The organism is Streptococcus infantis (assembly GCF_047463635.1).
Taxonomy (GTDB): Bacteria; Bacillota; Bacilli; order Lactobacillales; family Streptococcaceae; genus Streptococcus; species Streptococcus infantis_W.
The window spans coordinates 307,100-333,552 of the sequence record NZ_JASHDL010000001.1 but is presented as its reverse complement, the minus strand read 5'-3'; the positions used below and the strand labels follow the sequence as shown (position 1 = coordinate 333,552).

Annotated in this window: 26 protein-coding genes; 9 read left to right on the top strand and 17 right to left on the bottom strand. The window is 37.6% G+C overall.

Annotated features, from left to right (window positions below; genetic code table 11):
- Positions 1 to 360: 360 nt before the first annotated feature.
- Entirely contained in the window at positions 361 to 3,201 is a 2,841-nt protein-coding gene (locus QM867_RS01620) for an SEC10/PgrA surface exclusion domain-containing protein (protein WP_414314997.1), read from the bottom strand.
- Between the two features lie 204 nt (positions 3,202 to 3,405).
- On the opposite strand from QM867_RS01620, the gene QM867_RS01615 reads away from it, so the two are divergent.
- Complete coding sequence (locus tag QM867_RS01615; RefSeq protein ID WP_223140055.1) at positions 3,406 to 3,753, top strand: helix-turn-helix domain-containing protein; 348 nt, start codon at positions 3,406 to 3,408, stop codon at positions 3,751 to 3,753.
- Between the two features lie 32 nt (positions 3,754 to 3,785).
- Here QM867_RS01615 and QM867_RS01610 read toward each other — a convergent pair whose 3' ends face one another.
- The gene (locus QM867_RS01610) at positions 3,786 to 4,370 is read right to left on the bottom strand and encodes a hypothetical protein (protein WP_223140056.1); all 585 of its coding nucleotides are present in this window, start codon (positions 4,368 to 4,370) and stop codon (positions 3,786 to 3,788) included.
- 187 nt (positions 4,371 to 4,557) lie between these two features.
- Between QM867_RS01610 and QM867_RS01605 the strand changes: the two genes are divergently transcribed.
- The 6 genes from QM867_RS01605 to QM867_RS01580 all read left to right on the top strand — a co-directional run bounded on the left by QM867_RS01605 (position 4,558) and on the right by QM867_RS01580 (position 9,687).
- Positions 4,558 to 4,881 (top strand): hypothetical protein, encoded by a 324-nt coding sequence (locus QM867_RS01605; protein ID WP_223140057.1) that lies wholly within the window; start codon positions 4,558 to 4,560, stop codon positions 4,879 to 4,881.
- 3 nt (positions 4,882 to 4,884) lie between these two features.
- Entirely contained in the window at positions 4,885 to 6,057 is a 1,173-nt protein-coding gene (locus QM867_RS01600) for a P-loop NTPase fold protein (protein ID WP_223140058.1), read from the top strand.
- Positions 6,054 to 6,671, top strand: coding sequence for a hypothetical protein (locus QM867_RS01595; protein ID WP_223140059.1), 618 nt, complete (start codon positions 6,054 to 6,056; stop codon positions 6,669 to 6,671). Before QM867_RS01600 ends, QM867_RS01595 begins: the two co-directional genes overlap by 4 nt.
- A gap of 188 nt (positions 6,672 to 6,859) precedes the next feature.
- Complete coding sequence (locus QM867_RS01590; RefSeq protein WP_223140060.1) at positions 6,860 to 8,095, top strand: replication protein RepA; 1,236 nt, start codon at positions 6,860 to 6,862, stop codon at positions 8,093 to 8,095.
- A 64-nt stretch (positions 8,096 to 8,159) separates the two neighbouring features.
- Positions 8,160 to 8,501, top strand: a complete 342-nt coding sequence (locus QM867_RS01585) for a DUF771 domain-containing protein (protein ID WP_223140061.1) — start codon at positions 8,160 to 8,162, stop codon at positions 8,499 to 8,501.
- Positions 8,502 to 8,556: 55 nt separating this feature from the next.
- The gene (locus tag QM867_RS01580) at positions 8,557 to 9,687 is read left to right on the top strand and encodes a site-specific integrase (protein ID WP_223140062.1); all 1,131 of its coding nucleotides are present in this window, start codon (positions 8,557 to 8,559) and stop codon (positions 9,685 to 9,687) included.
- Positions 9,688 to 9,826: 139 nt separating this feature from the next.
- Here the strand turns inward: QM867_RS01580 and QM867_RS01575 are convergent, their stop codons facing one another.
- From QM867_RS01575 to QM867_RS01505, 15 genes are all read right to left on the bottom strand, one after another.
- On the bottom strand, positions 9,827 to 10,816 hold the full coding sequence (locus QM867_RS01575) for a lipoate--protein ligase (RefSeq protein WP_248034240.1): 990 nt from the start codon (positions 10,814 to 10,816) through the stop codon (positions 9,827 to 9,829).
- A gap of 195 nt (positions 10,817 to 11,011) precedes the next feature.
- Positions 11,012 to 12,715 (bottom strand): dihydrolipoyl dehydrogenase, encoded by a 1,704-nt coding sequence (lpdA, locus tag QM867_RS01570; RefSeq protein WP_414314996.1) that lies wholly within the window; start codon positions 12,713 to 12,715, stop codon positions 11,012 to 11,014.
- A gap of 38 nt (positions 12,716 to 12,753) precedes the next feature.
- A complete protein-coding gene (locus QM867_RS01565; RefSeq protein ID WP_414314995.1) occupies positions 12,754 to 13,797 on the bottom strand; it encodes a dihydrolipoamide acetyltransferase in 1,044 nt (347 codons plus the stop codon).
- Positions 13,798 to 14,123: 326 nt separating this feature from the next.
- The gene (locus QM867_RS01560; RefSeq protein ID WP_414314994.1) at positions 14,124 to 15,116 is read right to left on the bottom strand and encodes an alpha-ketoacid dehydrogenase subunit beta; all 993 of its coding nucleotides are present in this window, start codon (positions 15,114 to 15,116) and stop codon (positions 14,124 to 14,126) included.
- Between the two features lie 16 nt (positions 15,117 to 15,132).
- A complete protein-coding gene (locus QM867_RS01555; RefSeq protein ID WP_414314993.1) occupies positions 15,133 to 16,101 on the bottom strand; it encodes a thiamine pyrophosphate-dependent dehydrogenase E1 component subunit alpha in 969 nt (322 codons plus the stop codon).
- 179 nt (positions 16,102 to 16,280) lie between these two features.
- Positions 16,281 to 17,621, bottom strand: a complete 1,341-nt coding sequence (locus tag QM867_RS01550) for an MATE family efflux transporter (RefSeq protein ID WP_414314992.1) — start codon at positions 17,619 to 17,621, stop codon at positions 16,281 to 16,283.
- An 11-nt stretch (positions 17,622 to 17,632) separates the two neighbouring features.
- Positions 17,633 to 17,893: a hypothetical protein gene (locus QM867_RS01545; protein WP_414314991.1), complete on the bottom strand. Its 261-nt coding sequence runs from the start codon at positions 17,891 to 17,893 to the stop codon at positions 17,633 to 17,635.
- 10 nt (positions 17,894 to 17,903) lie between these two features.
- Positions 17,904 to 19,175, bottom strand: coding sequence for a dihydroorotase (locus QM867_RS01540; RefSeq protein ID WP_414314990.1), 1,272 nt, complete (start codon positions 19,173 to 19,175; stop codon positions 17,904 to 17,906).
- A 12-nt stretch (positions 19,176 to 19,187) separates the two neighbouring features.
- Positions 19,188 to 19,652: an NUDIX hydrolase gene (locus QM867_RS01535; protein WP_045606760.1), complete on the bottom strand. Its 465-nt coding sequence runs from the start codon at positions 19,650 to 19,652 to the stop codon at positions 19,188 to 19,190.
- A gap of 9 nt (positions 19,653 to 19,661) precedes the next feature.
- A complete protein-coding gene (locus QM867_RS01530; protein WP_414314989.1) occupies positions 19,662 to 20,315 on the bottom strand; it encodes a uracil-DNA glycosylase in 654 nt (217 codons plus the stop codon).
- Between the two features lie 61 nt (positions 20,316 to 20,376).
- Entirely contained in the window at positions 20,377 to 21,069 is a 693-nt protein-coding gene (locus QM867_RS01525; protein WP_371607745.1) for a YjjG family noncanonical pyrimidine nucleotidase, read from the bottom strand.
- A 251-nt stretch (positions 21,070 to 21,320) separates the two neighbouring features.
- A complete protein-coding gene (pta, locus tag QM867_RS01520; RefSeq protein WP_075230517.1) occupies positions 21,321 to 22,295 on the bottom strand; it encodes a phosphate acetyltransferase in 975 nt (324 codons plus the stop codon).
- A 15-nt stretch (positions 22,296 to 22,310) separates the two neighbouring features.
- On the bottom strand, positions 22,311 to 23,210 hold the full coding sequence (locus tag QM867_RS01515) for an RluA family pseudouridine synthase (RefSeq protein WP_414314988.1): 900 nt from the start codon (positions 23,208 to 23,210) through the stop codon (positions 22,311 to 22,313).
- On the bottom strand, positions 23,207 to 24,025 hold the full coding sequence (locus QM867_RS01510) for an NAD kinase (protein WP_414314987.1): 819 nt from the start codon (positions 24,023 to 24,025) through the stop codon (positions 23,207 to 23,209). The genes QM867_RS01515 and QM867_RS01510 overlap by 4 nt, the downstream gene beginning before the upstream one ends.
- Positions 24,009 to 24,680, bottom strand: coding sequence for a GTP pyrophosphokinase family protein (locus tag QM867_RS01505; protein WP_075230515.1), 672 nt, complete (start codon positions 24,678 to 24,680; stop codon positions 24,009 to 24,011). The genes QM867_RS01510 and QM867_RS01505 overlap by 17 nt, the downstream gene beginning before the upstream one ends.
- Before the next feature lie 134 nt (positions 24,681 to 24,814).
- On the opposite strand from QM867_RS01505, the gene QM867_RS01500 reads away from it, so the two are divergent.
- Positions 24,815 to 25,384 (top strand): CYTH domain-containing protein, encoded by a 570-nt coding sequence (locus tag QM867_RS01500; protein WP_414314986.1) that lies wholly within the window; start codon positions 24,815 to 24,817, stop codon positions 25,382 to 25,384.
- A gap of 124 nt (positions 25,385 to 25,508) precedes the next feature.
- Positions 25,509 to 26,453: a ribose-phosphate diphosphokinase gene (locus QM867_RS01495; protein ID WP_049526337.1), complete on the top strand. Its 945-nt coding sequence runs from the start codon at positions 25,509 to 25,511 to the stop codon at positions 26,451 to 26,453.

The following is a 26,453-nucleotide window of genomic DNA, read 5'->3' as shown; positions in this document are numbered from 1 at the left end:
GAAATGCCTTTGGATTTCGGAACTTTGACAACTTTAAGAAACGAATTTTCATCGCTCTGAATATAAAAATGAAGAGGACATCAATTGTCCTCTCCAGATGTTAGTTTTTATTCAACCCACTACAGTTTTATCTTAGTTAAAATAAGTTAGAATATGTAAGTGAGTATCAGATATACCAAGACATCGTCACCATCTAAGGTATATTCAAAATTTGAAAGTTGACCAAAGGTTGACCAACCAAGTTTCTGAATATCCTTATATACTCATTCACAAAACTAGTTTAAATAGCGAAGTCTTTTCAACTAGTTTTGTGAATCCAAAAAATCTTCCTATTTATAATAAGAAGATTTTTGTATTATTCTAATTTTTTCTACGTACTGTTACAAGTCCAAATGTTCCAAGAATTGCACCGAGTACCAACATTGCAACACTTGAGTTTTCGCCAGTGTTTGGTAATGATTTTGCACGTTCTACTCTTGAGTAAGTCACTTTTTCGTTTTCTACTAATTTAACAGCAGGCGCTGAGTATGTTTCACGTTTTTCTTTCACAACAACATTCCCTTGTGCATCCAATGTAACTTCTTTACCTGCATCAAGAGCTTTCTTCAATTCGTCAACATTGACAGTAGGAAGTTCTTCAGCAACTGGTGCATCTTTAGGAACAGCAACGATTGTTCCGTCAGGAAGTGTTTTTACAACGCTACCTTTGGCATCTTCTTTAGCTAGTTCTTCAAGATTTAGTTCAGGGAGTGTTTCAGCAACTGGTGCATCTTTAGGGACAGCGACAATTGTTCCGTCAGGAAGTGTTTTCACAATGCTATCTTTAGCATCTTCTTTAGCAAGTTCTTTAAGATTCAATTCAGGAAGCACTTCAGCAGTTGGAGCACCTTTAGGGATAGCGATTACTGTACCGTCAGGAAGTGTTGCAACAACATTTTCTTGAGCTTTCTCTGCAAGGTCAACGAGTTCATCGTAATCTGTTTGCAAGTCAACCAACTTAGCATATTCTGTACGATACGCAGACAACAAGTCTTCAAGAGTAGACTGTGCCGTAGTGAGTTCAGCTTTTGCTGTTTCAAGTTTAGCTTCAGCTTTAGCTTGAGTGTCTTGAGCATTTGCTAGAGCAACTGGTGCGTCCAAATATGCTTGCAAGGTTTCAGCCAATTCTTTGGCTTCTTTTACGAGTGCATCTTTTTCAGCAAGAAGTTTTGTAACTTGTTTGTTCAAGTTGTCTAGTTTAGTTTCTTGGTCTTCAAGTTTAGCTGAAGCATTTTCAAGAGCTTGTGACGCAATTGTTTGAACAGTTTTAGCTTCTTTAAGTGCATCTTGAGCTTTTTCAAGAGCAGATTTCTTGTCAGCTAGACTTGCTGAGAAGTTAGCGACTGCTTCACTTGCTTGAGTTTCACGTTTCTTAGCATTTTCAAGAGCAATGTTTGCTAAACGTAGGTTGTTTTCAGCAACTTGGGCTTGAAGTGGCGTAGCCATTGCATCAGCAAGGACTTTTTCAGCTTCAGTTTTCAAGCTAAGTGCGCTTGCGTAATCTGTTGAAGCTGTTGTCAAAGCATTCTTAGCATTTTCTGATGCAGTTTTAGCTTGTTCAAGGTTTGATTCAGCTGTTGCGACACCTTTTTCAAGAGTTGCGATGTCAACACGTTTAGAAACGGATGTTTCTTGGGTACCACCAAATGTTGTTAGCATCCAGTATTTACCGTTAATATTTGCAACTGTCAAAGCTACCGAACTAACGGCTTGGTTAGACAAGTTGTTACGCAAATGTCCCCAATTTTCAACTTCATCTTCATAAGACGTCAATTGGAATGTACGTTTAACACCATATTTCAAATCATACATAGTTTTGAAATCGTGTCCGTCACCAAATGATGTAAGATTTTCAAGTCCGCTACGGATATGACCAGCTACATCTGGGTCAAGAGCACGTTCTTCATAACGTTTAGCATCTTGTTTTGAACGGTCAAGTGTTTCACGTGAAACATAAGCTTTTTTGTTTGCATTATAATCAAAATTATGGTTCAATTGAGTAAGCATTTCAGCATAGAAATCACTAATTTCAATTAATTGGTCATCAGTCAAGTTATTCAAATCAACTGGACGATTTTTATCAGCTTCGCTGATTTTGATAGTTGAAGCACTTGACATTTGAACAGCCATACCGCGCATAACACGTCGAGTTGTTTCGTTATCATTTGCTCGCCACAATTCGTAAGCGTCTTTGTATGTGATATCATTTGATTTTGCACCAATTTTATCACGGAGACTATCAGAGATGTGGAAAGTTGGATTTTGGATATTTACAACATCAACATTTTTGAGTGCATCTTGAGCTTTTGTCAACTCATCTTGAGCTGTTTGCAATTTAGCATCTACTGATTCAGCATGTTGATTAGCAGTTGCCAATTTTTCTTTTGCCAATTTGACAGCATCATTTTTAGTATTGACATCTGTTTCAGCTGATTTGATAGCTTGATCGCGGTCTGCATCTGCTTTTGTTGCATTTTTGAATGCAGTTTGTGCGTCAGAGACTGTAGTTTCTGCTTCTTTGACACCTTTTTGAGCTTCTTTTAAGTCTTTCTCAGCATTTGTAAGTCCAGTTCCGTCAAGTGCAGATTCTGCATTTGCGACTGTTTGTTCAGCTGTTTGGACGTCTTTTTCAGCTTGGTCAAGATTCTCTTTAGCTGTTGCCACGTCTGATTGCTTTTCAGCAAGAACGTTTGTTTCAGCCTTGATTTGAGCATTTGTAGCTTCAGTTGCTTCTTGGTTAGCAGTTTGAGCTTCAAGGTTCTTAGCTTGAGTATCTTTGACTTGAGCAACTTTTTCAGGTGTTACTTGAGAAGCAATTGCTTCAGCATCTTTGACAGCTTTAGTAGCAGTAGCTACTTCTTTTTCAGTTGAAGCAACAGTAGCTTCTTTTGCTTTTACATCAGCTTCAGCTGTGTCAATCTTAGCTTCAGCATCTTTTACTACAGCTTTTTGTGCTTCAAGAGCAGGTTTTACTGTAGAAGGCGCAGGAACTTCACTCTTTTCAAGTGGTTTCACTTGTGACTTAGTAACAAGAGCAGGTTCATTGACAGCAGTGTCAGTAGGTACTGAAGTCGCTTGAGCTTCTTGAGCAAATGCAGTTCCACCAACTGATGCAAGCGCAATAGCTGTTGAAGTTGTGAGGGTTTGCAGTTTCTTCATCATTTTCTCCTCGTAAGGGCTAATAGTGTTGGTTTGACTGTTAAGTCAAACCATGATATATGTAGTATATCATGCGTTTTTACATATTTTATAACACTATTTTAACACATTTTTAGTTTGTAGGCAATATTTTAACAAAACTTTGTTTGTATATGGGTTATTTTACAGTTATCTTCCTTGTATCATGGTATTGAAACGAGGTAGCTTATGAAATCAATTCATTTACAAAAGTATGTCGGACAACGAATACGAATCATACGGAAAGAAAAAAATTTAAGTCAGCAAAATCTCAGTGAAAAGGCTGGTGTGGGCATAGATTATATTTCCAACCTTGAAACAAAAGGGTCAAATATAAAGATTGATACACTAGAAAAGATTATCACAGCTCTTAACATTACACCATCAGAGCTATTTGAAAGCCGTATAACCCCAAAGAACCCACATCTAGAGTTATTAGCTGACCAATTAACTCAACTTCCACAAACGAGTCAAGAACAGCTGTTAGAAGCCTTCCAATTACTTATAAAAACCGTAAAAGAAAAACCAAACCGCTAAGAAAGAATCCTAGCGGTTATTTTTTTATTCATTTATTTTCTTTCTTTATAATATGCAGATTTATTGTGAGACGAATAACGCTCCTTCGCCTTGTAATATTCGAAACTAGATTTTCTATCATTATTAACATCAACAATTGTTAAAATATCACTATCTTTTTGCCATTGTTCAACATCAATAGGAGTAAAAAATTTTTCAAATAAAGCTGTTAGCATAACATCTCGAATCTCTTCTTTTGAGATAGACCCAGCCCATGACCTAAAAACAGCTCTTTCATGCATATCCTTTAGTTCATCTTCTGTTAGTTCTTCAAAATAGTTTTCGCTATCTATGTTGCTTTTATAATCTTTGAACTTATCAAAATCAAATCCGCTCTTCTTAACTAAGTAAGCTTGACAACGCTCCTCTAATCTATCAAGAATCTCATAAGTGAATACTTTAGTTCTACTTCTTTCAAAAGTTTTATATTTAGCCTTATCCCACTCTCCCATTGCTTCCAATTCTCTAACAAATTTTATACGTAAACTTTTTTTAATATTTTTTATTTCCTCAATTTGATACTTTTGTATCATGTCATCAATAAATTCAGATAATCTCTTTAGTTTTAAAGTAGACATTTTTTTGGTCCTCCAAATAATTTTTTGTATTTTGTATATATCAATTGTATATCGTTTTAACCTATTTGTCAAATTTAAAATACACATTTTTGTAGCTTTTGGAAAAAATTATTGTTAGAATAGACTCATAAAGTTAATGCTTTAGTAGCAAAACTTTAAAATACTTTTTTTACAAAGGAGTCCAATTATGGTATTCTACAAAAATTTTTCATCTTACTCAGTAGCAAACGCAGAAGCTGCTCTTGGTAACGAACAAATCATTCTGGTTGGTCTTAAAGCTGAAACTCAAGTCAAATTTGAGGATAACAAACCAACCAACGAAGTAACAGGAAAACAAGTTTGGGTCGCAACTGAAACTCATAATCCTTTCAAAATTAAACTTCCTGCAGATTGTGATATTGATTTATCTGCTTATAAAATTGGTGATTCTATCGAGTTTGAACATTTAGAAGCAATTGAAATGAATCGTAAGATTTATTTTCGTGCAAAAGGTATTAAGAAAGGAAAGTAAAAAATGGCTTTTTTAATGAATAAAAGCCAAACTCAGAAAGTGTCAGAAGCAGTTGTTTCTGGCACTACTGAATTTGGTAAAAACAAATTCGAATTAGAACAATTCATTCTAAGAAATTTGAATAATGCTCTAGATATTAATAATGAATCATCATATTTAGGTTCGTTTAATATTAAAGTCGCAAGCAATGACACGGGATTCTTTTACATTGTAAATCTCCCGGTCTCGTACTCACTTGATTCACGACTTTACTTTAATATATTTGCAATATGCTCTGGAATACTATATCCATACAAGACACTATTACCTCAAAATAATGCTTTCTTTGTTCCTTATGATACTACTAATCCCAATTTAGCTCGGGCTTTCTTCTTTCCATGGCTGGATGGTATTCCAACACGTTTAAAGATTGATAATCTTCCATCTTTTATTAAAGAGAACGTATCAGAAAATTCTCTTCCAATTATGGCGAACAACATTTGTAATATCTCTATGAAAACGGTTACACATTTAGCAGTCAGCGGTGCATCTGGATCGGGTAAGACACACTTTTTACGTTATTTGATTACTTGTCTAAAATCTTTCACAAATCAAATTATTTGCGTTGATCCCAAGCTATCCGATATTTATTTACTAAGCAAAGAATTAGGCTTGGAAGTATTAGCTCCAATGCACGGTTCAAACTTAAACAGTTTTATTACTGAAGTCAATGAATTATTGGGTCGGGTTATTGAAAAGATATACCAGCGTGGAGAGATATTACTGAAAGAGCCTAACAAGCGTTTTGAAAGAGTTTATATTGTAATAGATGAGCTATTAGCACTCGTTCAGGGAAGTTCAAAGCAGTCCCGTGAAGCATTTGGGCAATTGCTTGGGACGATTGCTCTGCTAGGTCGTCAGACCTCAATTTCACTCATTTTATGCAGTCAACGTTTTGATGCGACTGCTTTTGCAGGGAATACGGCAGTCCGTGAACAAATCAACTGTGTCTTTATTCTAGGTGAGATAAATGCGAATACTTGCCAATTTTTACTCCCCAACGCTAACGTTGAAAATATTGTAGTTCCAACAGGGATTGGTACAGGCATTGTCAAGTTTACAGACAATGAACACAAAACTCACATCATGCCCTTGCTAACCCCAACATATACGATTAGAAAGGAAAAAAGTACATGAGAAATTATTTCAATAAGTATAATGTAATTAATTTTACAGTTTTTATTTTATTAATATTCTTTATTATAGAACGTTTAGCAACGTTTTTAATTATTCAAATTCATTTAGAAACGTTCTATTATTTTGTAATGTCTATTTGGATTTTGCGTTTAATTACAGTAAGTGCATTTTCTGTCTTATTAATAACAATTGGTATAGATTTTATATCTCGAAGTGCTGATTCTGATTCTTTCATCAATGGCATAAAATCCTATCTAGCTACTAGGAAAATTCGTCGTTATTGTACTCACATCAATGTAGAGCCGTCAATGGAAGAATCTTCACGTTATTTGAATACAAAACAAGTCATTGTAAAGAAAGCCAATCGTTCATTAAAAGCATTGACTGTCACTTATTATAAAGATTATGCAGTATTAAATGGAAGATTGCCCTCAAATAATGAAAGTGCTGATATTATTGAAAAATTATTTCCAAAAATAAAAAAGGAATTAAATTATTTAGATAAAGATTATCAATTCAACGATATTATTAGAGACCCTGAAGGAAAAAATTTTTCATCTGTTGCTAAATGTAATATTGGTGAAGTCTATCCTATTAAAAATAATGATGGTTAATAGTGCGGTGTACTGCTACCGAAGGTAAGCAGGTACACCAGCACATATACGCGGTTCGTTATATGTCTAGGTTGTTGAGTAAAGCTAGTATTACCTTTACTCAACATCAAAGACAAAGACACAAATCGACAAGTCAAAAAGAGTTTTTTACTATCAAGACAAAGACAAAAACGGAGGAAATTTATATTATGTCAAAAGAACTCAACTCTCAATTTAAAGCGAATTCATTTTGTTGTACTCTCAACAATATTGATAAGCTCTTTGATGTTAATGATACAAGTTTTAATGATGAAAAATATTCAGATGAAACTCGAAAACAAGTAGAAGAATTTCGAAACAATCTTGAAGCGGATAAAAAATATAGTCCTGTAGAAATGGTTGAACATCTAATTTATCTTTGGGTGGACGGTAAAGAAGAAACTCGTTCAGCAGCTGCTAATTATGAGATAGGAGATAATGGCAATCATCATTCTCATCTTATTTTAGAAGCAAAAAATCAGACACGTTTTTCAGCTATCAAAAAGCTCTATCCGACTATTCATGTTGAGCTGACTCGTGGAACTCGTGAACAAGTCGTAGCATATCTCAATAAGACAGGGAAGCATGAAGAAAAAGCTCATACAACTGTTGTTTCGATGATGAATCATGGTATTATTGAAGCGAATCAACAAGGAAAAAGAAAAGATTTAGAAGTAATTCAAGAATTACTTGAAGCAGGTCTATCCCCTGAAGAGATTATGCGTCAAAATTTATCTTATCGTAAGTTTTCAAAAATGATTAAAGAGCATTATTATCAAATGCAAGTCGCTAACGCTCCTCTGGTCAAGAACATTACTGTATACTGGCATTTTGGAGGTTCAGGAACAGGTAAAAGTTATATGCAAGTTCGTTTAAAAGAAGAATTTGGTATTGAAAATGTTTATGTTTTATCAGATTATGGTACAGGGGGGCTTGATAATTATACCGGAGAATCAATTTTATTTATGGATGAATTTAAAGGGGATATTGATTATCAAACATTTTTAAAGTTGCTAGATGTATATCCAAATCAAGTTCATGCACGTTACAGCAATGTATATGCTTTGTGGGATACAGTCCATATCTCTAGCATCTTCACACCATACCAAATTTATAAAATGTTGGTTGCACCCGACAAACAGAAGTACGACCCCATCACTCAACTAAATCGTCGTATTCATTACATTGTTTATCATGTCAAAATTGATGATAATCAATACAAAGAATTAACGTTTGAAATGAGACAATATCTTGAGCTAATGGAACAAAAACAATCTATTGAAGAAATTGCAGAAGAACTCATTAGCAAAGGAATAGACACTGCTACTGATGATATCTTATCAGATATAAAAAAAGTTATCGCTGACTCTCCTAGTGACCAAACCAAGAAAAACAGCGACAACTAAAGTTAATGGAAACAGTAAATACTATTTCTATACCTTATTTTATCATAGAAAGAGAAAAATTTATATGACAGATAAAATTTTAATCAAAATAGACAATTTAGAAGTAAATCTTCCTAGTACTCATATTATAGTAGAGAAAGATGAATATCTTGACTTAAAAAACAAGGCTTCTCAGGGGCAATATATGGGCTTATCTGAGGTTTTAGAGATGGTTTCAGTCTCTCGACCTTGGCTTTTGGAAAATGTTCTCTATCGAGCTGATATTCGCTCAAAAATCGATATTGATAAAAACAAAGATGGTTTTGTAAAATATCCTCAAAATCAGGGTGGTAAATATATCTTTCTTGCCTCTAAGACAAGGGCATTTTTTGAACAGCATTTCTCAGAGTTATTGAAAGAAACATGATATAATAGCCAAGACGAATGTCTTGGTTATCTTTTTAAAAAGAAAGGATAATCGTATGGCAATTTCATACAGACAAAGAGGTAAAAAGAAAACTTGGGATTATAGAATATTTGATAAGAATAAAAAGGTAGTTGCTTCAGCTTCAGGATTTCAAACGAAAAAAGAAGCAATATTGGAAGCAAGTAAAATTGAATTAGAGTTGTTAAACGGTAACGTAATTGATTCAAATATATCTCTCTATCAATTATGGCAGAAATGGTATAATCTGCAAATAGTTCCTTTAAATAAAAGTCAGGGGACAATTGCACATCACAAGCATAGAGGTAAACTTATTTTAGATTATTTCAAAGATAAATCGGCTACTAACATCAATTTTAGTGAGTATCAAGAATTTATCAACGAATACGCAAAAAGAGTTGGAAAAGATACAGTTCGGCGCTTAAATGCGGAAGTTAGAAAAGTCATTCAATTTGCGAAAAAAGATAAGTTATCAATCATTGATTTTACAGATGGTGTGGTTATTACAGGACAAGCAAGCCGAAAGATTAAAAAAGACAAAGCTATTACAAGTTCGGAAGATTATCATAAGTTATTGAAAGAGGTAAAACATAATATTGAACAGAAATTTAATATTATTGACTATCTTCTTTTTATTCAACTAAAAACTGGCTTGCGTTTCGGTGAGGTGCTAGGCTTGACATGGGATTGTGTTTTGAATGAAACTCAAGAAGTCAAAACATACAGGCGGTATGACCCTCGAAAACAAGAATGGCGACCACCAAAAACAGAAACATCAATCAGAACTATACCAGTAGATATAGAAACATTGAATGTTTTGAATCAATTAAAAGAGATTCAAAGTAGAGATATTGAACAAACAAATATTAAAAATAAAGAAAATCATATCTTTTTCGATTTGTACACTGTTGTTCCTTCAAATCACGAAGTGAATAAGCGTTTAAGAGAGCATCTCAAAAAGTTAAAACTCAATCCAATGGATTTATCAGCAACTGGTATTAGACACACGTACGCAAGTATTATGTTAGGCTATGGGATTGATATTTGGGTTATAGCTTCAAACATGGGACACAAAGATATTACACAAATAACTCAAACATATGGTCACTTAATCAGAGAAAAAGAAGAATCAGAAAACAAACGTGTTAGAGAGTTATTAAGTCAATAATTTTTTCTAAAAAAGGTTGACCAAAAATTGACCAAATTCAAAAAAGACCTTGAAAAATCAAGGTCTAATACTATTATATCAACCCACTACAGTTGACAATGAGCCAAAAGAAGTTGGTAAAGTCCAACTTCTTTTTTCTTTATTCAACAACTGCTTCAGCAATTTCTTCAGCAGTAATCCCTGCGAAGTAACGGCCTAAGTTAATGGTTTGAAGGGCTTTAAGAACATCTTCACGTTCGTATTTAACACCACGAAGGACATCTTCTACTGCTGCAACATCTTCGATACCAAAGAAGTCACCGTAAATCTTAATGTCTTGAATTTTTGATTCAATGACGTTAGCAAAGATTTCAACCTTACCACTTGGGAATTTAGTTCCACGACGGACATTGTATTTAGGTGATTTCCCATAGTTCCAGTCCCAAGTTCCAAACTTAGTTTCTTTGATACGATTGATTTCAGCCAATTCTTCATCTGAAAATACATATTCTGTCATTTCAGGATATTCTTTCTTCATGTATTCCAAAAGTAGATCACGGAATTCTTCTACGGTGATTTTTTCTGGCAATTCATCTACGATATTGGTTACACGTGCGCGAACTGATTTAACACCTTTAGACTCAAATTTGTCCTTAGATACTTTGAGGGCATTAGCAAGGACTGACAAATCCACGTCAAAGAGAAGACAACCATGGTGCATGATACGACCATTGATATAGGCTTGTGCATTTCCACAGAATTTCTTGCCATCAATCTCAAGGTCGTTACGGCCAGTGAACTCAGCTTTAACACCGAGTTCAGCTAAGGTATTGATAACTGGAGTAGAGAAGCTCTTGAAGTCAAAGGCCTTGTTTTCATCTTCTTTTGAAATAATGGTGTAGTTAAGGTTATTCAAATCATGGTAAACAGCCCCACCACCACTGATACGGCGCACTACTTCAATTCCGTGTTCACGAACATAGTCACGGTTAATTTCTTCAATCGTATTTTGGTGACGTCCTACAATGATAGATGGTTTGTTGATCCAAAGAAGGAAGATTTGATCCTCGTCCAAAAGATGTTTAAAAGCATATTCCTCTAAAGCAATATTAAAGGCAGTGTCATTTGAATGATTGATAATGTATTTCATAGTATTTCCAAAAATCTAGTTTTTAAATTCTGTTCATAACAATCCAATTTTCTAAAGTGGTAAAAAGAAATGTAACGATAACACGTTACATTTCTCGGAAAAATTGAGACAAGAGGCTCAATTTTTAGACATGGCACTCTAATAGAGGTCGCTGCCGTCCGTACTACTTTAAGAAAATTTAGTTGAAAAACTTATTTATTTTTTCTTAGGTGAATGGATAGCCATTCCAAGAACATCCGCAAACGCTTCGTACATAACTTCTGAGTATGTTGGGTGTCCGTGGATTGTCTTAAGCATTTCTTCAACAGTGATTTCCATTTCGATGATGCTTGACGCTTCGTTGATCAATTCAGCTGCTGCAGGACCAATGATGTGAACACCAAGGATTTCACCATATTTCTTATCGGCAATAACCTTAACGAAACCTTGAGCTGCATCTGAAGCAATGGCACGTCCGTTTGCGGCAAAATTGAATTTACCGATTTGGACATCATATTTCTCACGAGCTTGTTCTTCTGTCAAACCAACTGCTGCTACTTCTGGAAGTGTGTAAATAGCTGCAGGAGTCAAGTTCAATTTAGCAACAGCGTGGTTTCCTTTAAGGGCATTTTCAGCAGCAACTTCACCCATACGGAAGGCAGCATGTGCCAACATTTTAGTACCGTTGATATCACCTGGTGCATAAATACCAGGAACAGAAGTTTCCATGTACTCGTTAACTTTGATACGACCACGGTCTAACTCAAACTCAACTTCACCGATTCCTTCAAGATCTGGAACACGACCGATTGAAAGAAGGGCTTTATTTGCGATGATATCATCTTTTCCTTCAACTTTGATACGAAGTTTGCCATCTTCTTCAATGATTTCTTGAAGTTTAGTACCTGTCAAGATAGTCATACCTTTGCGTTCAAGAATCAAGCGAAGGTTCTTAGATACTTCCGCATCCATTGCTGGGACAATGCGATCCATCATTTCGATAACAGTAACTTTTGAACCAAAAGTCATGAAGGCTTGGCCAAGCTCGATACCGACAACTCCACCACCAATGATCACAAGGCTTTCTGGTACTTCATTCATTTCAAGGATATCGTCACTAGTCATAACAAGTGATGATTCCATACCAGGAACGTTGATTTTGCTTACTTTTGAACCACCAGCAAGGATGATTTTCTTAGTTTCAAGCAATTCAGAACCATTTACCAAGACATTCTTATCTTTAGTAATAGTACCGATACCCTTATGAACATCAACTCCATAGCTACGAAGAAGTCCTGCAACACCACCTACAAGGGTATTGACAACTTTAGATTTTGTTTCTAAAAGTTTTTCCATATCAACAGTGAAGTTAGGATTTTCAATCACGATACCACGATTTGCTGCATGACCGATATTCTCGATAATTTCGGCGTTGTGAAGGTAAGTTTTAGTTGGGATACATCCACGGTTTAAGCAAGTTCCACCAAGTTCAGATTTCTCAACAAGAGCAACCTTACCACCTAATTGAGCTGCTTTAATGGCAGAAACATAACCAGCAGGTCCACCACCAATAACAACGATATCATAAGCATCATCGCTCTTACCATCATCGTTCGAAGCACTTGCTGTAGGTGCTGGGCTAGCTTCTGGTGCAGATGCTCCAGCTGATGGGATGTTTTCCCCTTCCTCACCAAGATATCCGATAACTTCAGTAACAGGAACAGTTTCGCCGTCCCCTTTCAGGATAGCGATCAAGTAACCGTCTTCTTCTGCTTCCAATTCCATGCTGACTTTGTCAGTCATGATTTCCAAAAGGATTTCTCCTTCTTTTACAAATTCTCCGACTTTTTTATTCCATTGGACGATTTGTCCTTCTGTCATATCCACGCCGGCTTTTGGCATAATTACTTCTAAGGCCATATCTTACTTCCTCTATCTATATTTCTAAAACAAATATTTTAAACCAACATTGAGATTGGGTTTTCAATTAAAGCTTTCAAGTCTTTCATAAACTTAGCACCAGCCATACCATCTACGACACGGTGGTCAATTGTCAATCCAAGACTCATAATTGGACGAATCACGATTTCACCATTAACTACAACTGGTTTCTCAACTGTTGAGCTAACCCCGAGAATTGCTGAGTTTGGTTGATTGATGATAGGACCAAATGATTGAACACCAAACATCCCCAAGTTACTGATGGTGAAGGTTGAATTTTGCAATTCGCTAGGAGCTAGTTTTCCTTCCAAGGTACGTCCAATAACGTCCTTAAATGCAACTACCAACTCAGACAAGCTCATTTTTTCTGCATTATAGACAACTGGTGTCATCAATCCATTATCCATACCAACTGCCATCGCAAGGTTGACATAATTGTGAGTGATGATTGTCTTACCATCTTCAGTCAACGAAGCGTTGATATATGGATGTTTCATAAGAGTTTTGACAACCGCAAGTGAAAGCAAATCTGTAACAGTGATTTTCTTACCAGTTGCTTCCATAATTGGATCAAGAACTTTCTTACGAAGCGCAAGCATTTCAGACATATCTACATCATAATTAAGCGTAAAGGTTGGAGCAGTCAAGTATGACTCAACCATACGTTGTGCAATAACCTTACGCATAGGAGTCATCGGAATACGTTCGATTTCTCCATAAGGTGTTACGTTATCTGGAACTTCTTCCACTTTCTCAATTTGAGCAGGTGATTTAATCGTATCGTTTTCGATATTTTCAGGAAGAAAGGCTAAAACATCCTTCTTCATAATCTTACCACGGTGACCAGTTCCTTGGATTTCCTGCCAAGCAATATTATGCTCTAGTGCAATTCGTTTTGCGAGTGGTGAAATGCGAACCACATTAGTGTCTTTAAATGTTTCCACGTCTTCTTTGTGGACACGACCGTTTGCGCCTGAGCCAGAAATGTCGTAGAGATTTATCCCTAAATCATCCGCTAATTTTCTAGCCGCAGGAGTCGCTCTTAGCTTATCATCAGCCATGACCTCTCCTATTCTATTACAAGATATTAAGGACGAAGAGGGCAATGAAAAAATAGGAGATTGACGATGTGTTCCATGAACACAAGGAAATCTATCTTTTTTTCGCAGACCTCCGTCCGAATTCAATTATAAGATACTAAGGGCGTTTAAAAGCGACTGAAAAATAGGAAATCTACGCAGACTTCGATGAAGTCAAGGAGATTTATCTTTTTTCCGAGCTTTTAGCCCGTGCTCTAATCTAAGATATCAAGAACGCAGAGAACTCTGCACCTAAAAGATACAAAGCTTCTCGTCTAATTAATTTTTTACATAATTTATATTATGTGTTATTGTTTGTTATAAGTTTTACGGATTGCATCTTTGATGCTTTCAACTGTCGGAATCATTGCATTTTCAAGATTTTGTGCATAAGGCATTGGTACATCTTCACCAGCACAACGGCGAATAGGTGCATCCAAGTAATCAAATGCTTCTGATTCAGAAATGATAGCTGAGATTTCTCCGATAAATCCACTTGTCTTATGAGCGTCATTGACAAGAACCACTTTTCCAGTTTTCTTAACTGAGTTAATGATGATGTCTTTATCAAGTGGAACCAAGGTACGTGGGTCTACTACTTCTACTGAGATGCCTTCTTCAGTCAATTCTTCAGCTGCTTGCATGACACGACGAAGCATTTTACCGTATGTTACAACTGTTACATCAGTTCCTTCGCGTTTAATTTCACCAACACCAAGCGGAATTGTATAGTCCGGATCAACTGGAACTTCACCTTTTTGGTTAAATTCTGATTTGTATTCAAGGATGATGACTGGGTTGTTATCACGGATAGAAGACTTAAGAAGTCCCTTCATATCGGCTGGTGTACCTGGAGCTACAACCTTCAATCCTGGGATATGAGTAAACCAAGATTCCAATGATTGTGAGTGCTGAGCTGCAGAACCTACTCCATTACCAGCGGCACAGCGGATTGTCATAGGCACTTGACCTTTACCACCAAACATGTAACGAGTTTTAGCTGCTTGGTTGACGATATTATCCATGGCAATAACAGAAAAGTCCATGAAAGTCATGTCAACGATTGGGCGAAGTCCAGTCATAGCAGCACCAGCAGCTGCTCCAGAAATCGCTGCTTCGGAAATAGGACAGTCACGTACACGTTCTGGTCCAAATTCCTCAAGCATACCTACAGATGTACCAAAGTCTCCACCAAAGACACCGACATCTTCACCCATCAAGAGCACATTTTCGTCGCGACGCATTTCCTCAGACATTGCAAGGATAATGGTATCGCGGAAAGACATTAATTTTGTTTCCATATTTCTCTACTTCTCCTTAGTCTGCGTAAATATCTTCAAATGCTGATTCAAGTGGAGGGAACGGACTTTCTTCTGCAAACTTAACAGATGCTTCCACTGCTTCCTTAACTTGCGCTTGAATTTCTTCGAGTTCTTCTGCACTAGCAATTTTATTCTCAAAAAGGTACTTGCGAAGATTTTCGATTGGATCTTTTTCCTTCCACTCATCGACTTCTTCACGTGTACGATATTTACCAGGGTCTGATGATGAGTGACCAAGCCAACGATAGGTTACACTTTCGATCAAGACAGGGCCTTTACCAGAACGAACATGGTCAACTGCTTTCTTAAATCCTTCGTAGACATCGATAACATTGTTACCGTCTTCGATAAACATTCCTGGAATACCGTAAGCAGCACTACGCTCATGGATATGCTTGACATTTGTCATTTTCTTAATGTCGGCAGAAATTCCATAACCGTTATTGATACAGTAGAAAATTACTGGAAGATTCCAAATTGAAGCCATATTAACAGCTTCGTGGAATACACCTTCGTTAGTCGCTCCATCACCAAAGAAGCAGACAACGATTTTACCAGTGTTTTTCATTTGTTGAGTAAGGGCTGCACCTACTGCGATTCCCATACCACCACCTACGATACCGTTGGCACCAAGGTTACCTGCATCAAGGTCTGCGATGTGCATTGATCCACCTTTACCTTTACAAGTTCCAGTATACTTACCAAGGATTTCAGCCATCATACCATTAAGGTCGATTCCTTTAGCAATGGCTTGTCCGTGACCACGGTGGTTCGATGTTATGAGGTCATCTTCGTTTAGAGCTAACATAGCCCCAACGTTTGCAGCTTCCTCCCCAACAGAAAAGTGCGTCATACCTGGCACTTTACCTTTTTTTACTAATTGAGCAATTTTTAAGTCCATACGACGAATTTCTTCCATCTTACGGAACATCTCAAGCAAAAGATTTTTATCTAAAGTTGACATAATCTTGCCTTTCTAAGTTTAAATTCTTATAGTTCTATTTTACTTTATAGGTTAATTAGTGTCAAAAAATATGCCTGTAATTTTTCACAATATAAAAAAAGAAAAGTCAATAAAATCGAGACTTTTCTTTGTGTAAAATACAAATTTCACAAGTTGTTTTTTCATCATTTTTCAACAAATTATTTGAATCTTTTCATAATAACTTGTAAACGCCACTGATAAAGAATTCCACTTACCATTAAACTAATGATAAGAGCAATCCAATAGGAGTACGCACCTAAACTAGTCGAATAATCAAGATATAACCCAAGCGGAATCCCAACACCCCAGTATCCGAGAAGACCAAGACAAAAAGGAACAATCGTATCCTTGTAACCTCTTAAAATACCTTGTAAAGGTGCCGCAAAGGTATCAGCTAACTGGAAGAACAAGCTATAGGTCATAAAAGATGCTGTCAGTTGAATAAATTCTGAATCTTGACCATATAGTCTAGCTACATTTTCACGATAGATGTAGAGAAAACTAAGTGTTAAAAATGCAAACACCAAAGCTGTTAAACGACCAATATGGATATACTGCTTAGCATCTTCCAACCGTTTAGCTCCTACCTCATAAGAAATCACAATGGCCATGGCAGTTGAAATACTCATGGGAAAGGCATACATCAGATTAGAAAAGTTCATAGCTGACTGATGACTGGCAATAATAAGTGATGAGAATTTTGCCATAATCAAACCAACAACTGAAAAAATGGCAACCTCAGCAAATACCGTCCCCCCAATTGGTAGACCAAGATAAATAGCTTCCTTGATTTTTTTGATTTGTAGGGGCATAGGTTTTTGGAGTTGATATTCCTTAAGCTTTTTATGCTTTAACAAGACCAAAACTGAAATCAGTAACAAAGCCCAGTACGCAAGGGAAGTCCCCAGACCTGCTCCTGCACCTCCTAACTCAGGAAAACCAAAAGCTCCATATATTAGTAAATAGTTAAATCCACTATTTAAAGGAAGTAAAAGAAGCATAAGATACATAGACAACTTTGTCAGTCCTAGCGTATCAAGTAACGAACGAATAACACTAAAAAGCAAAAGTGGAATAATACCGATGGCTAGGAGCCATAGATAACGTATGGCAACACTGGATACAGCCACTTCCAGCCCCATGAATTGTAACACAATTGGTGCTAAAAAGAAAACCAAGCCAAAAAGTACGATAGATAAGGCTAAAGCCAAATAAAGAAATTGATAAAAATCCGAAGAAACTTCTTTCTTTTTTCCTTGTCCCAAATGGTGGCCAATAATAGGAACCAAGGCTGAGACAATCCCTGTCAGGAAGGTAAAGAAAGGATTCCACAAACTAGTCGCAATGGAAACACCCGCTAGATCAAGAGTATTATATTGCCCTGTCATCGTGGTATCGACAAAAGATGCGGAAAAATTAGCGAATTGATAAATTAAAATAGGAAAGAAAATTTTTAAAAATAAGATGATTTTGTCTTTAATTGTTTCTGTTGTATGCATACCTACTCTTTCTACTCCTTTTCATCCAAGCCAAAAAGCTTTAAGCCGTATTTTCTCAAGCTCAAGGGTGGATTACTAGCTTTTGATGTCGTGTGCCAACAATTACATGAGGCGCAATAATAGCTTCTAACCAAGCCACCATTATCATAGTCTACGGCGTGATCAGCTTTTTCCTTGGTTTCATACTGAATTTTAGCACGGTTAGCTGCTGGACAAAATACTCCATGGCAAGCATTTCGTTTTCGATTTCTAAGTTTACGAAAATAATTCATCCTCAAGCTCCTAATCTGCTTGATAAACGATTTGTCCCTTACAGATAGTATATTTGACCTGCCCTTTTAATTGTTCACCAATGAATGGTGAATTAGCTGCTTTAGAAGCAAAATGCGTGTCTACGATTCGGTCAGCTTTATCATCGAAAATCGTAATATCAGCTGGCCCATTTTCAGTTAGATAACCTGCTTCAAAATTATAAAGTTTGGCTGGATTGTAGGTCATTTTTTCTAGCAATTGCATTAAACTCAACTCGCCAGCTTCCACCAGATAGGTCAAACCAAGTGACAAGGAAGTTTCCAAACCTGTCATACCTGATGGAGCTTTGGTAATATCCTCAACATTCTTTTCGTCTGCATGGTGAGGCGCGTGGTCAGTAGCAATGACAGAAATGACTCCAGATTTTAAACCTTCAATGACGGCGCGACGGTCTGATTCCAAACGAAGAGGTGGATTCATCTTAGCGTTACTTCCTTTAGTCAAAAGCAGAGCTTCAGTCTTAGAAAAATGCTGTGGAGCTACTTCTGCAGTTACGTTTGCTCCCATATTTTGAGCAAACTCCACAACTTTGACACTTTCTTCCTTAGATAAATGCTGGATATGAACATGAGCCTTGGTCGCATAGGCAATCATAACATCACGCGCCATCATAGCATACTCAGCCACCCCAGTCGCACCGCATATATGGAAATGTTTTTTAGCGATATTTTCATTAAAGCCAAGAATCCCATTCAAACCTGGATCTTCCTCATGAAGACTGATAAAGGTATTGAGCTTTTTGGCTTCTTCCATGGCTTCCTTGACAACTTTACTGCTTTCAAGCGGAATACCGTCATCAGAAAAACCAACGGCACCTGCTTCCAAAAGCGCCTTAAAGTCAGTCAAGTCTTGGCCATTAAAGTTTTTGGTGATAGTGGCAACCGTCTTGACATTGATTTTTTCCTTGGCAGCTGACTGAAGAACTTCTTGTAAAGTCTCCACATCTGAAATAGTTGGACTAGTATTAGCCATCATGACAACCGTTGTAAAACCACCTGCAGCGGCTGCTAGGGCACCAGTATGGATATCTTCCTTGTGGGTCTGACCAGGTTCACGGAAATGAACATGGATATCTACCAAGCCAGGAGCAACGACTAGACCAGTAGCATCAAGCACATCTGCTCCTTCTTCTTTGATTTCAGGCGCAATTTTGACAATTTTCCCATCTTGAACCAAGACATCACACACTTGATCCAAACTAGACTTGGGATCCATTACACGACCATTTTTGATTAGTAGCATCTACTTTCTCCTTTATTCATAGAAATCGACTTGGGTATCCAATAGTTTATCCCCATCATAAACAAACTTGGCTGAAAAGAAGGGCTTATCCTCTAAAAGCCACTCAACAAAGGTGTGGTCACCTTCCCAAGTTGGCTTGCTCAGAACTTCATCATAGGGAACCCATTCCAGCGTTCCCTCATTGCAGTCAATCAAGTCCCCCTCAAACTCTGTCACCTTAAAGACGTAGGTGTACCAGTCCAAGTCCGGTGTGAACTCAGGAAAGGTGATCACTCCTTTTAATACTGGTTTTGCTTTTAGACCAGTTTCTTCTAAAATCTCACGAGCAGCACATTCTTGTGGTGTTTCCCCACGTTCAATCTTTCCACCAACACCAATCCATTTCCCTGCATGGACATCATTAGGCTTTTTATTGCGATGAAGCATGAGCAATTCTTTTCCATTATCAATGTAGCAAATTGTCGCTAACTGAGGCATATTCTCTCCTTATCTAAGCCAATCGATTGGCTCTTGTCCTGTTTCTGTTAAGAATGCATTAGCCTTGGAAAAAGGCTTGGAACCCCAAAATCCTCTATAAACCGACAAAGGACTGGGATGGGCTGATTCGATAATCAAGTGGTGAGGATTGGTAACCAAGACCTTCTTCTTGCGTGCATAAGCACCCCAGAGTACAAAAATCACTGGTCTATCTAAATTATTGACAACCTTAATCACTGCATCTGTAAATGGCTCCCATATCTGCCCAGCATGACCATTGGCATGACCGGCAGGAACAGTCAGACATGTATTGAGAAGTAAGACTCCTTGCTCAGCCCAAGCCGTCAAATCATGGGATTTCTTAACTCCGATATCATCTGACAATTCTTTCAAGATATTTTGCAAGGATGGCGGAGCTGGGATAGAGTCAGGAACAGAAAAACTCAAGCCCTGCGCCTGACCTGGTCCGTGATAAGGATCCTGCCCCAGAATCACCACCTTAACTTCTTCAAGCGGTGTAGTCAAGAGAGCCTGAAAAACCTTTTCCTTAGGTGGATAAACAGTTCCCTGAGCATAGACCTGCTCCATAAACTGATTGATTTTCGCAAAATAACCCTCAGGTAATTGCTCCTTAATCAAAGCATGCCAAGACGAGTGTTCCATAGCCGACTCCTTCGTTTTTACTGCCTCTATTATAGCAAAAAGTGGCTATCTAAACCACTTTTTACAGTTTATCTAAGCAATCCAGCAAATCTTGGTAAGAATGGACTTCGTAAGTCGGCCGGTCTTGTGTGTGATTTTCGAGGTGATGAGGATTGTACCAGATAGTGTCAATCTCAGAATTATTGCCACCTTGGATATCGGCGGTTAGAGAATCTCCAATCATCAGCGCCTTTGCTTTGCTAAATCCAGCAATCTGCTGACCAATTTTTTCATAAAAGAGAGCATCAGGCTTTTGTGTTTGCAACTGTTCAGAGATAAATACTTGATTGAAATAGGGAGCCAGACCTGATTGAGCCAAACGACTCGTTTGAATAGCAGTTATCCCATTTGTCGCAGCATACAGCTCATAATCACGCTCAATGAGACTGTCCAAAAGTTCATGAGCGCCTGAAAAAGTTTGTCCCAGTTGAGCGAGGTAAAATTGGTAACGCTGGGCTAGAAAACTACCGTCTTTTTCCTGTCCAAAATGAGCAAATAAACGAGAAAAGCGCGTGTTAACGAGCTCTTGTTTACTGATTTTCTTTTGCTCCAAATCCTTCCAAAGGGCTTTGTTCATGGGCACATAATAATCTTTGTAAGTTTGGATATCCTCAACTCCTTCTTCAGCGAGTAGAAAGTCTAAAGCCACATCCTCAGCAGCATCAAAATCAAGCAAAGTGTGGTCGAGGTCGAAAAGTAAATACTTATATTTCAAATTAAAATACTCCTTTCTGAACATTAAGTGAGTAAAAAAATAAATAGTCATTCAAAAGATTGCAGAAGCTAATTTCTATAGAACTGGCAGTATTGACTATGTTTCCAACCAATTCTTTGGGTATCTATAGGTTTGATCTATAAACTTCACCGAGTATTAACAAAAGCCGATATTCCTATCACCTTTTAATAACCAGTTTGAATTCTTCCTATTGAAAAGCTCCTTTAACAGAAAAGGAGCTATCTTGTATTTTATTGGTGTACAGCTTGTGCTGCTGTGATTAGAGTAAGTTTGAAGACGTCATCTGAGTTACATCCACGAGAAAGGTCATTAACTGGTTTGTTCAAACCTTGCAATACTGGACCAACTGCTGCAAAGCCACCGAGACGTTCTGCCATCTTGTAGCCAATATTCCCTGCCTCGATACCTGGGAAGATAAAGACGTTTGCTTGTCCAGCAACCTTGCTTCCTGGTGCCTTAAGAGCAGCTGTTTCTGGAACGAAGGCAGCATCAAATTGCAATTCCCCATCAATTTCAAGGTCAGGACGAAGATCATGAGCAATCTTAGTTGCTTCAACAACTTTATCTACGCTTTCACCAAAACCAGAACCTTTAGTTGAATAGCTTAGCATTGCAATTTTTGGTTCGATACCGAACATCTTAGCTGTGATAGCAGAGTTAATCGCAATTTCTGCCAAAGCTTCAGCATCAGGATTGATATTGATGGCACAGTCACCAAATAGGTAACGCTCAGTGCCACGAACCATAAGGAAGGCACCTGAAGTACGACTAACATTTGGACGTGTTTTAATGATTTGAAGGGCTGGGCGAACAGTCGCCGCAGTAGAGTGAATAGCTCCTGAAACCATTCCATCTACCAAGCCCATGTATACCAACATAACACCAAAATAGTTCACGTCTTTAACCAAGATTTCACGAGCTTCTTCTTCAGTCATTTTTCCTTTACGACGTTCTACAAGTGATGCTACCATGTCTTCAAATTGAGGATAATGTGCAGGATCGATTACTTCATAACCATCCATGATTCCTTCGATTTCAAGATAGATTTTAATTTTGTCAGGGTTTCCTAGCAGGACAGGGATAACATCTGTTTCTTTTACGATGCGTTTTGTTGCTTGAAGAATACGTGGTTCTTCACCTTCAGGCAAGACAATACGTGCATTTTTACCAACTAGGTTGGCTTTTAAACTTTCAAAAACTTCCATGAGTTTTTACTCCTTTTAAGATAAATTATTATTTGATAACCGAGTAATAAGGGTGTTGAAATCATCCGGCAGTGGACTTTCCATCTCCAACTGCTCTTCAAGAAAAGGATGATAAAACGATAAGTAATGGCAATGCAGAGCTTGACGCTCTATGCCATGTTCAAGACTACCACCATATAGGTCATCACCAAGTAAAGGGAAACCGATATGGGAGAAATGGACACGAATCTGGTGGGTCCTTCCTGTATGTAGTCGAATATCAACTAGATGAATATTGCCATAAGACTCCACTATACGATAGGAAGTATGGGCATACTTACCACCTTTTGCAACTCGTCTAGTAATGATTGAATCTTCGTCACGGGCAATCGGTGCAATAATCTCACCTTGAGGTTCCAGAAAACCATCTCCTTTAACCAGAGCAAAGTATCGCTTTTCAATGGCTTTCTTCTGCAATTGTTTGTCTAGTCTAGCATGAGCATAACCATGTTTCGCAAAAAGCATAAGACCCGAAGTATCTCGATCTAGTCTGGTTACAATGTGGACCTGTTGATTTTCGTAGTTCTGATTCACATAGTAGCCCTTGATAAAGTTAGCGATGGTATTGGAATGATTGACACTAGGAATCGAGGCTACACCAAAGGGTTTGTTTAAAATCAAGAAATGATCATCCTCAAACAGAATATCAAGTGGATAATCTATTGCTTCCAGTGTCTCGAAACCTTCCTCAGGAGGAATATCGATGACAACCACATCCCCAATATCTAAGAGATAGGTTGCATTTTGTGGATGACCGTTTACGCGAATATCTCCACCTCGAAACTTGATCTTAGCAAGTAAACCTTTCGAGACTTCGTGTTTTTTTAAAAAGGTCTTTACCTTGACATGTTCGTCAGCAATAAATTCAAACCTCATTCATCCACCTCACCAATAAAGGCATCCTTGACACGATTCCAAAAACTGGTATGACTTGGAGTCGCGACAAAGTGGATTTTGTGGTGGTCTATCTGGTACTCTATTCGCTCGATATTACGGAAGGAATAAACACTATTGTCAACTGAAATTGTATGATAGTCATTGCGTGTCGGTATCAGCTCAATCTTATCCTTCTTAGGTACAATGATTGACGAACCGAGAGTCCTATAGACACGATTGTTCAAACTTGCAATCTCCGTCAATTGTAGAGCTTCGATAGTGTGATGTAATACAGCACCCCCAAGAGATTTATTATAAGCTGTACTTCCAGTTGGTGTCGAGACGGTCAAACCATCCCCCCGAAAGCGTTCAAACGGTACATGATTGATAACAACGTCCGCTACCATGGTTCTATCAGTTCTCCGAATGCTTGCTTCGTTCAAGGCACGGAAAATTTTCACTTCACCATTTTCCAGAAAAATCTTTACATTTAAAAGCGGGTATGATACTCGAGCTCCACTGTCTAATAGCAAATTAGTAACCAGTTGATCCAGTTCGAAATCACGATAGTCCGTATAAAAGCCCAAGTGCCCCGTATGAACTCCCACAAAGCGAACCTTATCCAGCTGGTCTTCATACTTGTGAAAAGCAGACAAAAGCATCCCATCCCCACCTATGGAAATCACGATATCGGGATGTTTATCATTTAATATAAAGTTATTTTTTTTTAGTCGATCTCTTAATTCATATAAGACTCTTTGACTTTGAGGTTTGCGATTAGCGATTAGATCAATTCGTTTACCTGTATTCTTCATCGGTATCGTCACTATTACCTACCCCGTCATTTAACTTTCTATGCAATGGATCAAAGAGAGCTTGTGCTTCCTGGATATCATCACGAATTTTACTCATCTCTTCATCCAATTGGTGGGATATCCTTGCTGTAATTTCCAAACGTTCCTTAATTTCTTCTGGAAAATCGCCTTGATATTTATAATTAAGAGAATGCTCAATGGTAGCCCAGAAATTCATAGCCAAGGTACGAATCTGAATCTCCACCAGAATCGTTCTTGCCCCCTTGATTGTGTCAACAGTATACTCAATAATCAAATGGTAAGAACGATAGCCTGAAGCCTTTCGATGAGTGATGTAGTCACGTTCTTGTACCACTCTCATGTCTTGCCTCTTACGAAGGATGGCAACAACCTCGCTCACGTCATCTACAAATTGAACCATGACGCGTAAACCTGCAATATCTTGCAAGTCCTGTTCCAGCGTATCGTATCCAATACCTCGACGAGCCATTTTTTCTTTTATACTTTCGATTGGTTTGACTCGACCAGTTACAAACTCAATTGGAGAATGTTTATTTTGTTTGCGGTATTGTTTTCGAATACCTCGGAGTTTTATCTTCAGCTCTCCGACAGCCTGAATGTAAGGATCTAAAAATTCTTCCCATTCTGTAATCATATATCTTTTTCATCCAATTCTCTATACACTTCGATTTATCTAGTTTTTGATTTTCTAGGAAAAATCTTATACAATAAATACAATGCTTATTATACCATACAATCGCTTTCAAAGATAAGGAAAAAGTAAAAAAAATGAAACATTTAGAAATTGAAATGAAAACACTTCTAAACAAGGATGAATATCAAAGATTGCAGGAGCACTTTTCAGGAGTCACACCTATTACACAAAAAAATTACTACCTAGACACGCCCGATTTTTACCTTCGTAAACATAAAATCGCTATGCGCATTCGTACTTTTGAAAATAGCGCTGAATTGACCATAAAAATCCCACAAAAAGTTGGAAATATGGAGTACAATCAAGATCTCAGCCTTGAGGAAGCAAACCATTGTCTTAAAGAATGTAAACTTCCACAAGGAATGATTCTTGACGAATTGACTAGCCGTGGACTTTCAACCAGTGGCTGGGTAGTTTTAGGTTGCCTAACTACTGTTCGATACGAAAAGCAAACTCCGATCGGACTCATGGCACTTGATCAAAGTGAATACTTTGATATTGTTGACTTTGAGCTTGAATTAGAAGTGGAAGATGGCAACCAAGGTAGTCTTGATTTCCAAGAATTTTTACAAGCCAATGAAATCCATTACAAAAAAGCTCCTTCAAAATTGGTTCGTTTTATAGAAAATATGAAAAAATACTGAAATAATCTTCTTTTTTTGATAAAATAAAAGGGATGAAAAATAATAGAATCTGTTGTAGAGAGTATTTATCACTAAAAGTGTTTCACTACAGCGATTCACTTAGTTTAAAGAGGACGGTTTATCGATGTCAGATACAAAAAACATGAAACTTTTCGCACTATCTTCCAACCAGGAAATTGCTCAAAGAATCGCAGATGCTGCAGGTGTTCCACTTGGAAAAGTATCTTCACGTCAATTTTCAGATGGTGAAATCCAGGTTAATATTGAGGAAAGTGTTCGTGGATACGATGTTTATATTATCCAATCAACTAGTTATCCAGTAAATAACCACTTGATGGAACTCTTGATTATGGTTGATGCTTGTGTTCGCGCTAGTGCAAATACCATTAACGTTGTACTTCCATACTTCGGCTACGCTCGCCAAGACCGTATCGCTTCTTCACGCGAACCACTTACTGCAAAACTGGTTGCAAATATGCTGGTCAAAGCTGGAGTTAGTCGTGTATTGACTCTTGACCTCCATGCCGTTCAGGTTCAAGGATTCTTTGATATTCCTGTAGATAACCTCTATACTATCCCACTTTTTGCAAAACACTACTGTGACAAAGGGTTGACTGGCTCCGATGTGGTTGTTGTTAGTCCTAAAAACTCTGGTGTAAAACGTGCTCGTAGTCTTGCTGAATATCTTGATGCTCCAATTGCCATCATTGATTATGCACAAGATGATTCTGAACGCAGTCAAGGTTACATCATCGGAGATGTCGAAGGTAAAAAGGCAATCTTGATCGATGACATTCTGAACACTGGCCGCACCTTCTCTGAAGCTGCTAAAATCTTAGAACGTGACGGTGCAACTGAAATCTACGCTGTATCCAGTCATGGACTATTCGTTAACGGTGCAGCAGAGTTATTAGATGCAACAAATATCAAGGAAATCTTGGTTACAGATTCTGTATTGACAGAAAGTAGAAAACCTAAAAACGTACAATATATCACTGCTAGCGAATTGATTGGTGATGCTATGGTTCGTATTCATGAAAGAAAACCAGTTAGTCCACTATTTAAATAG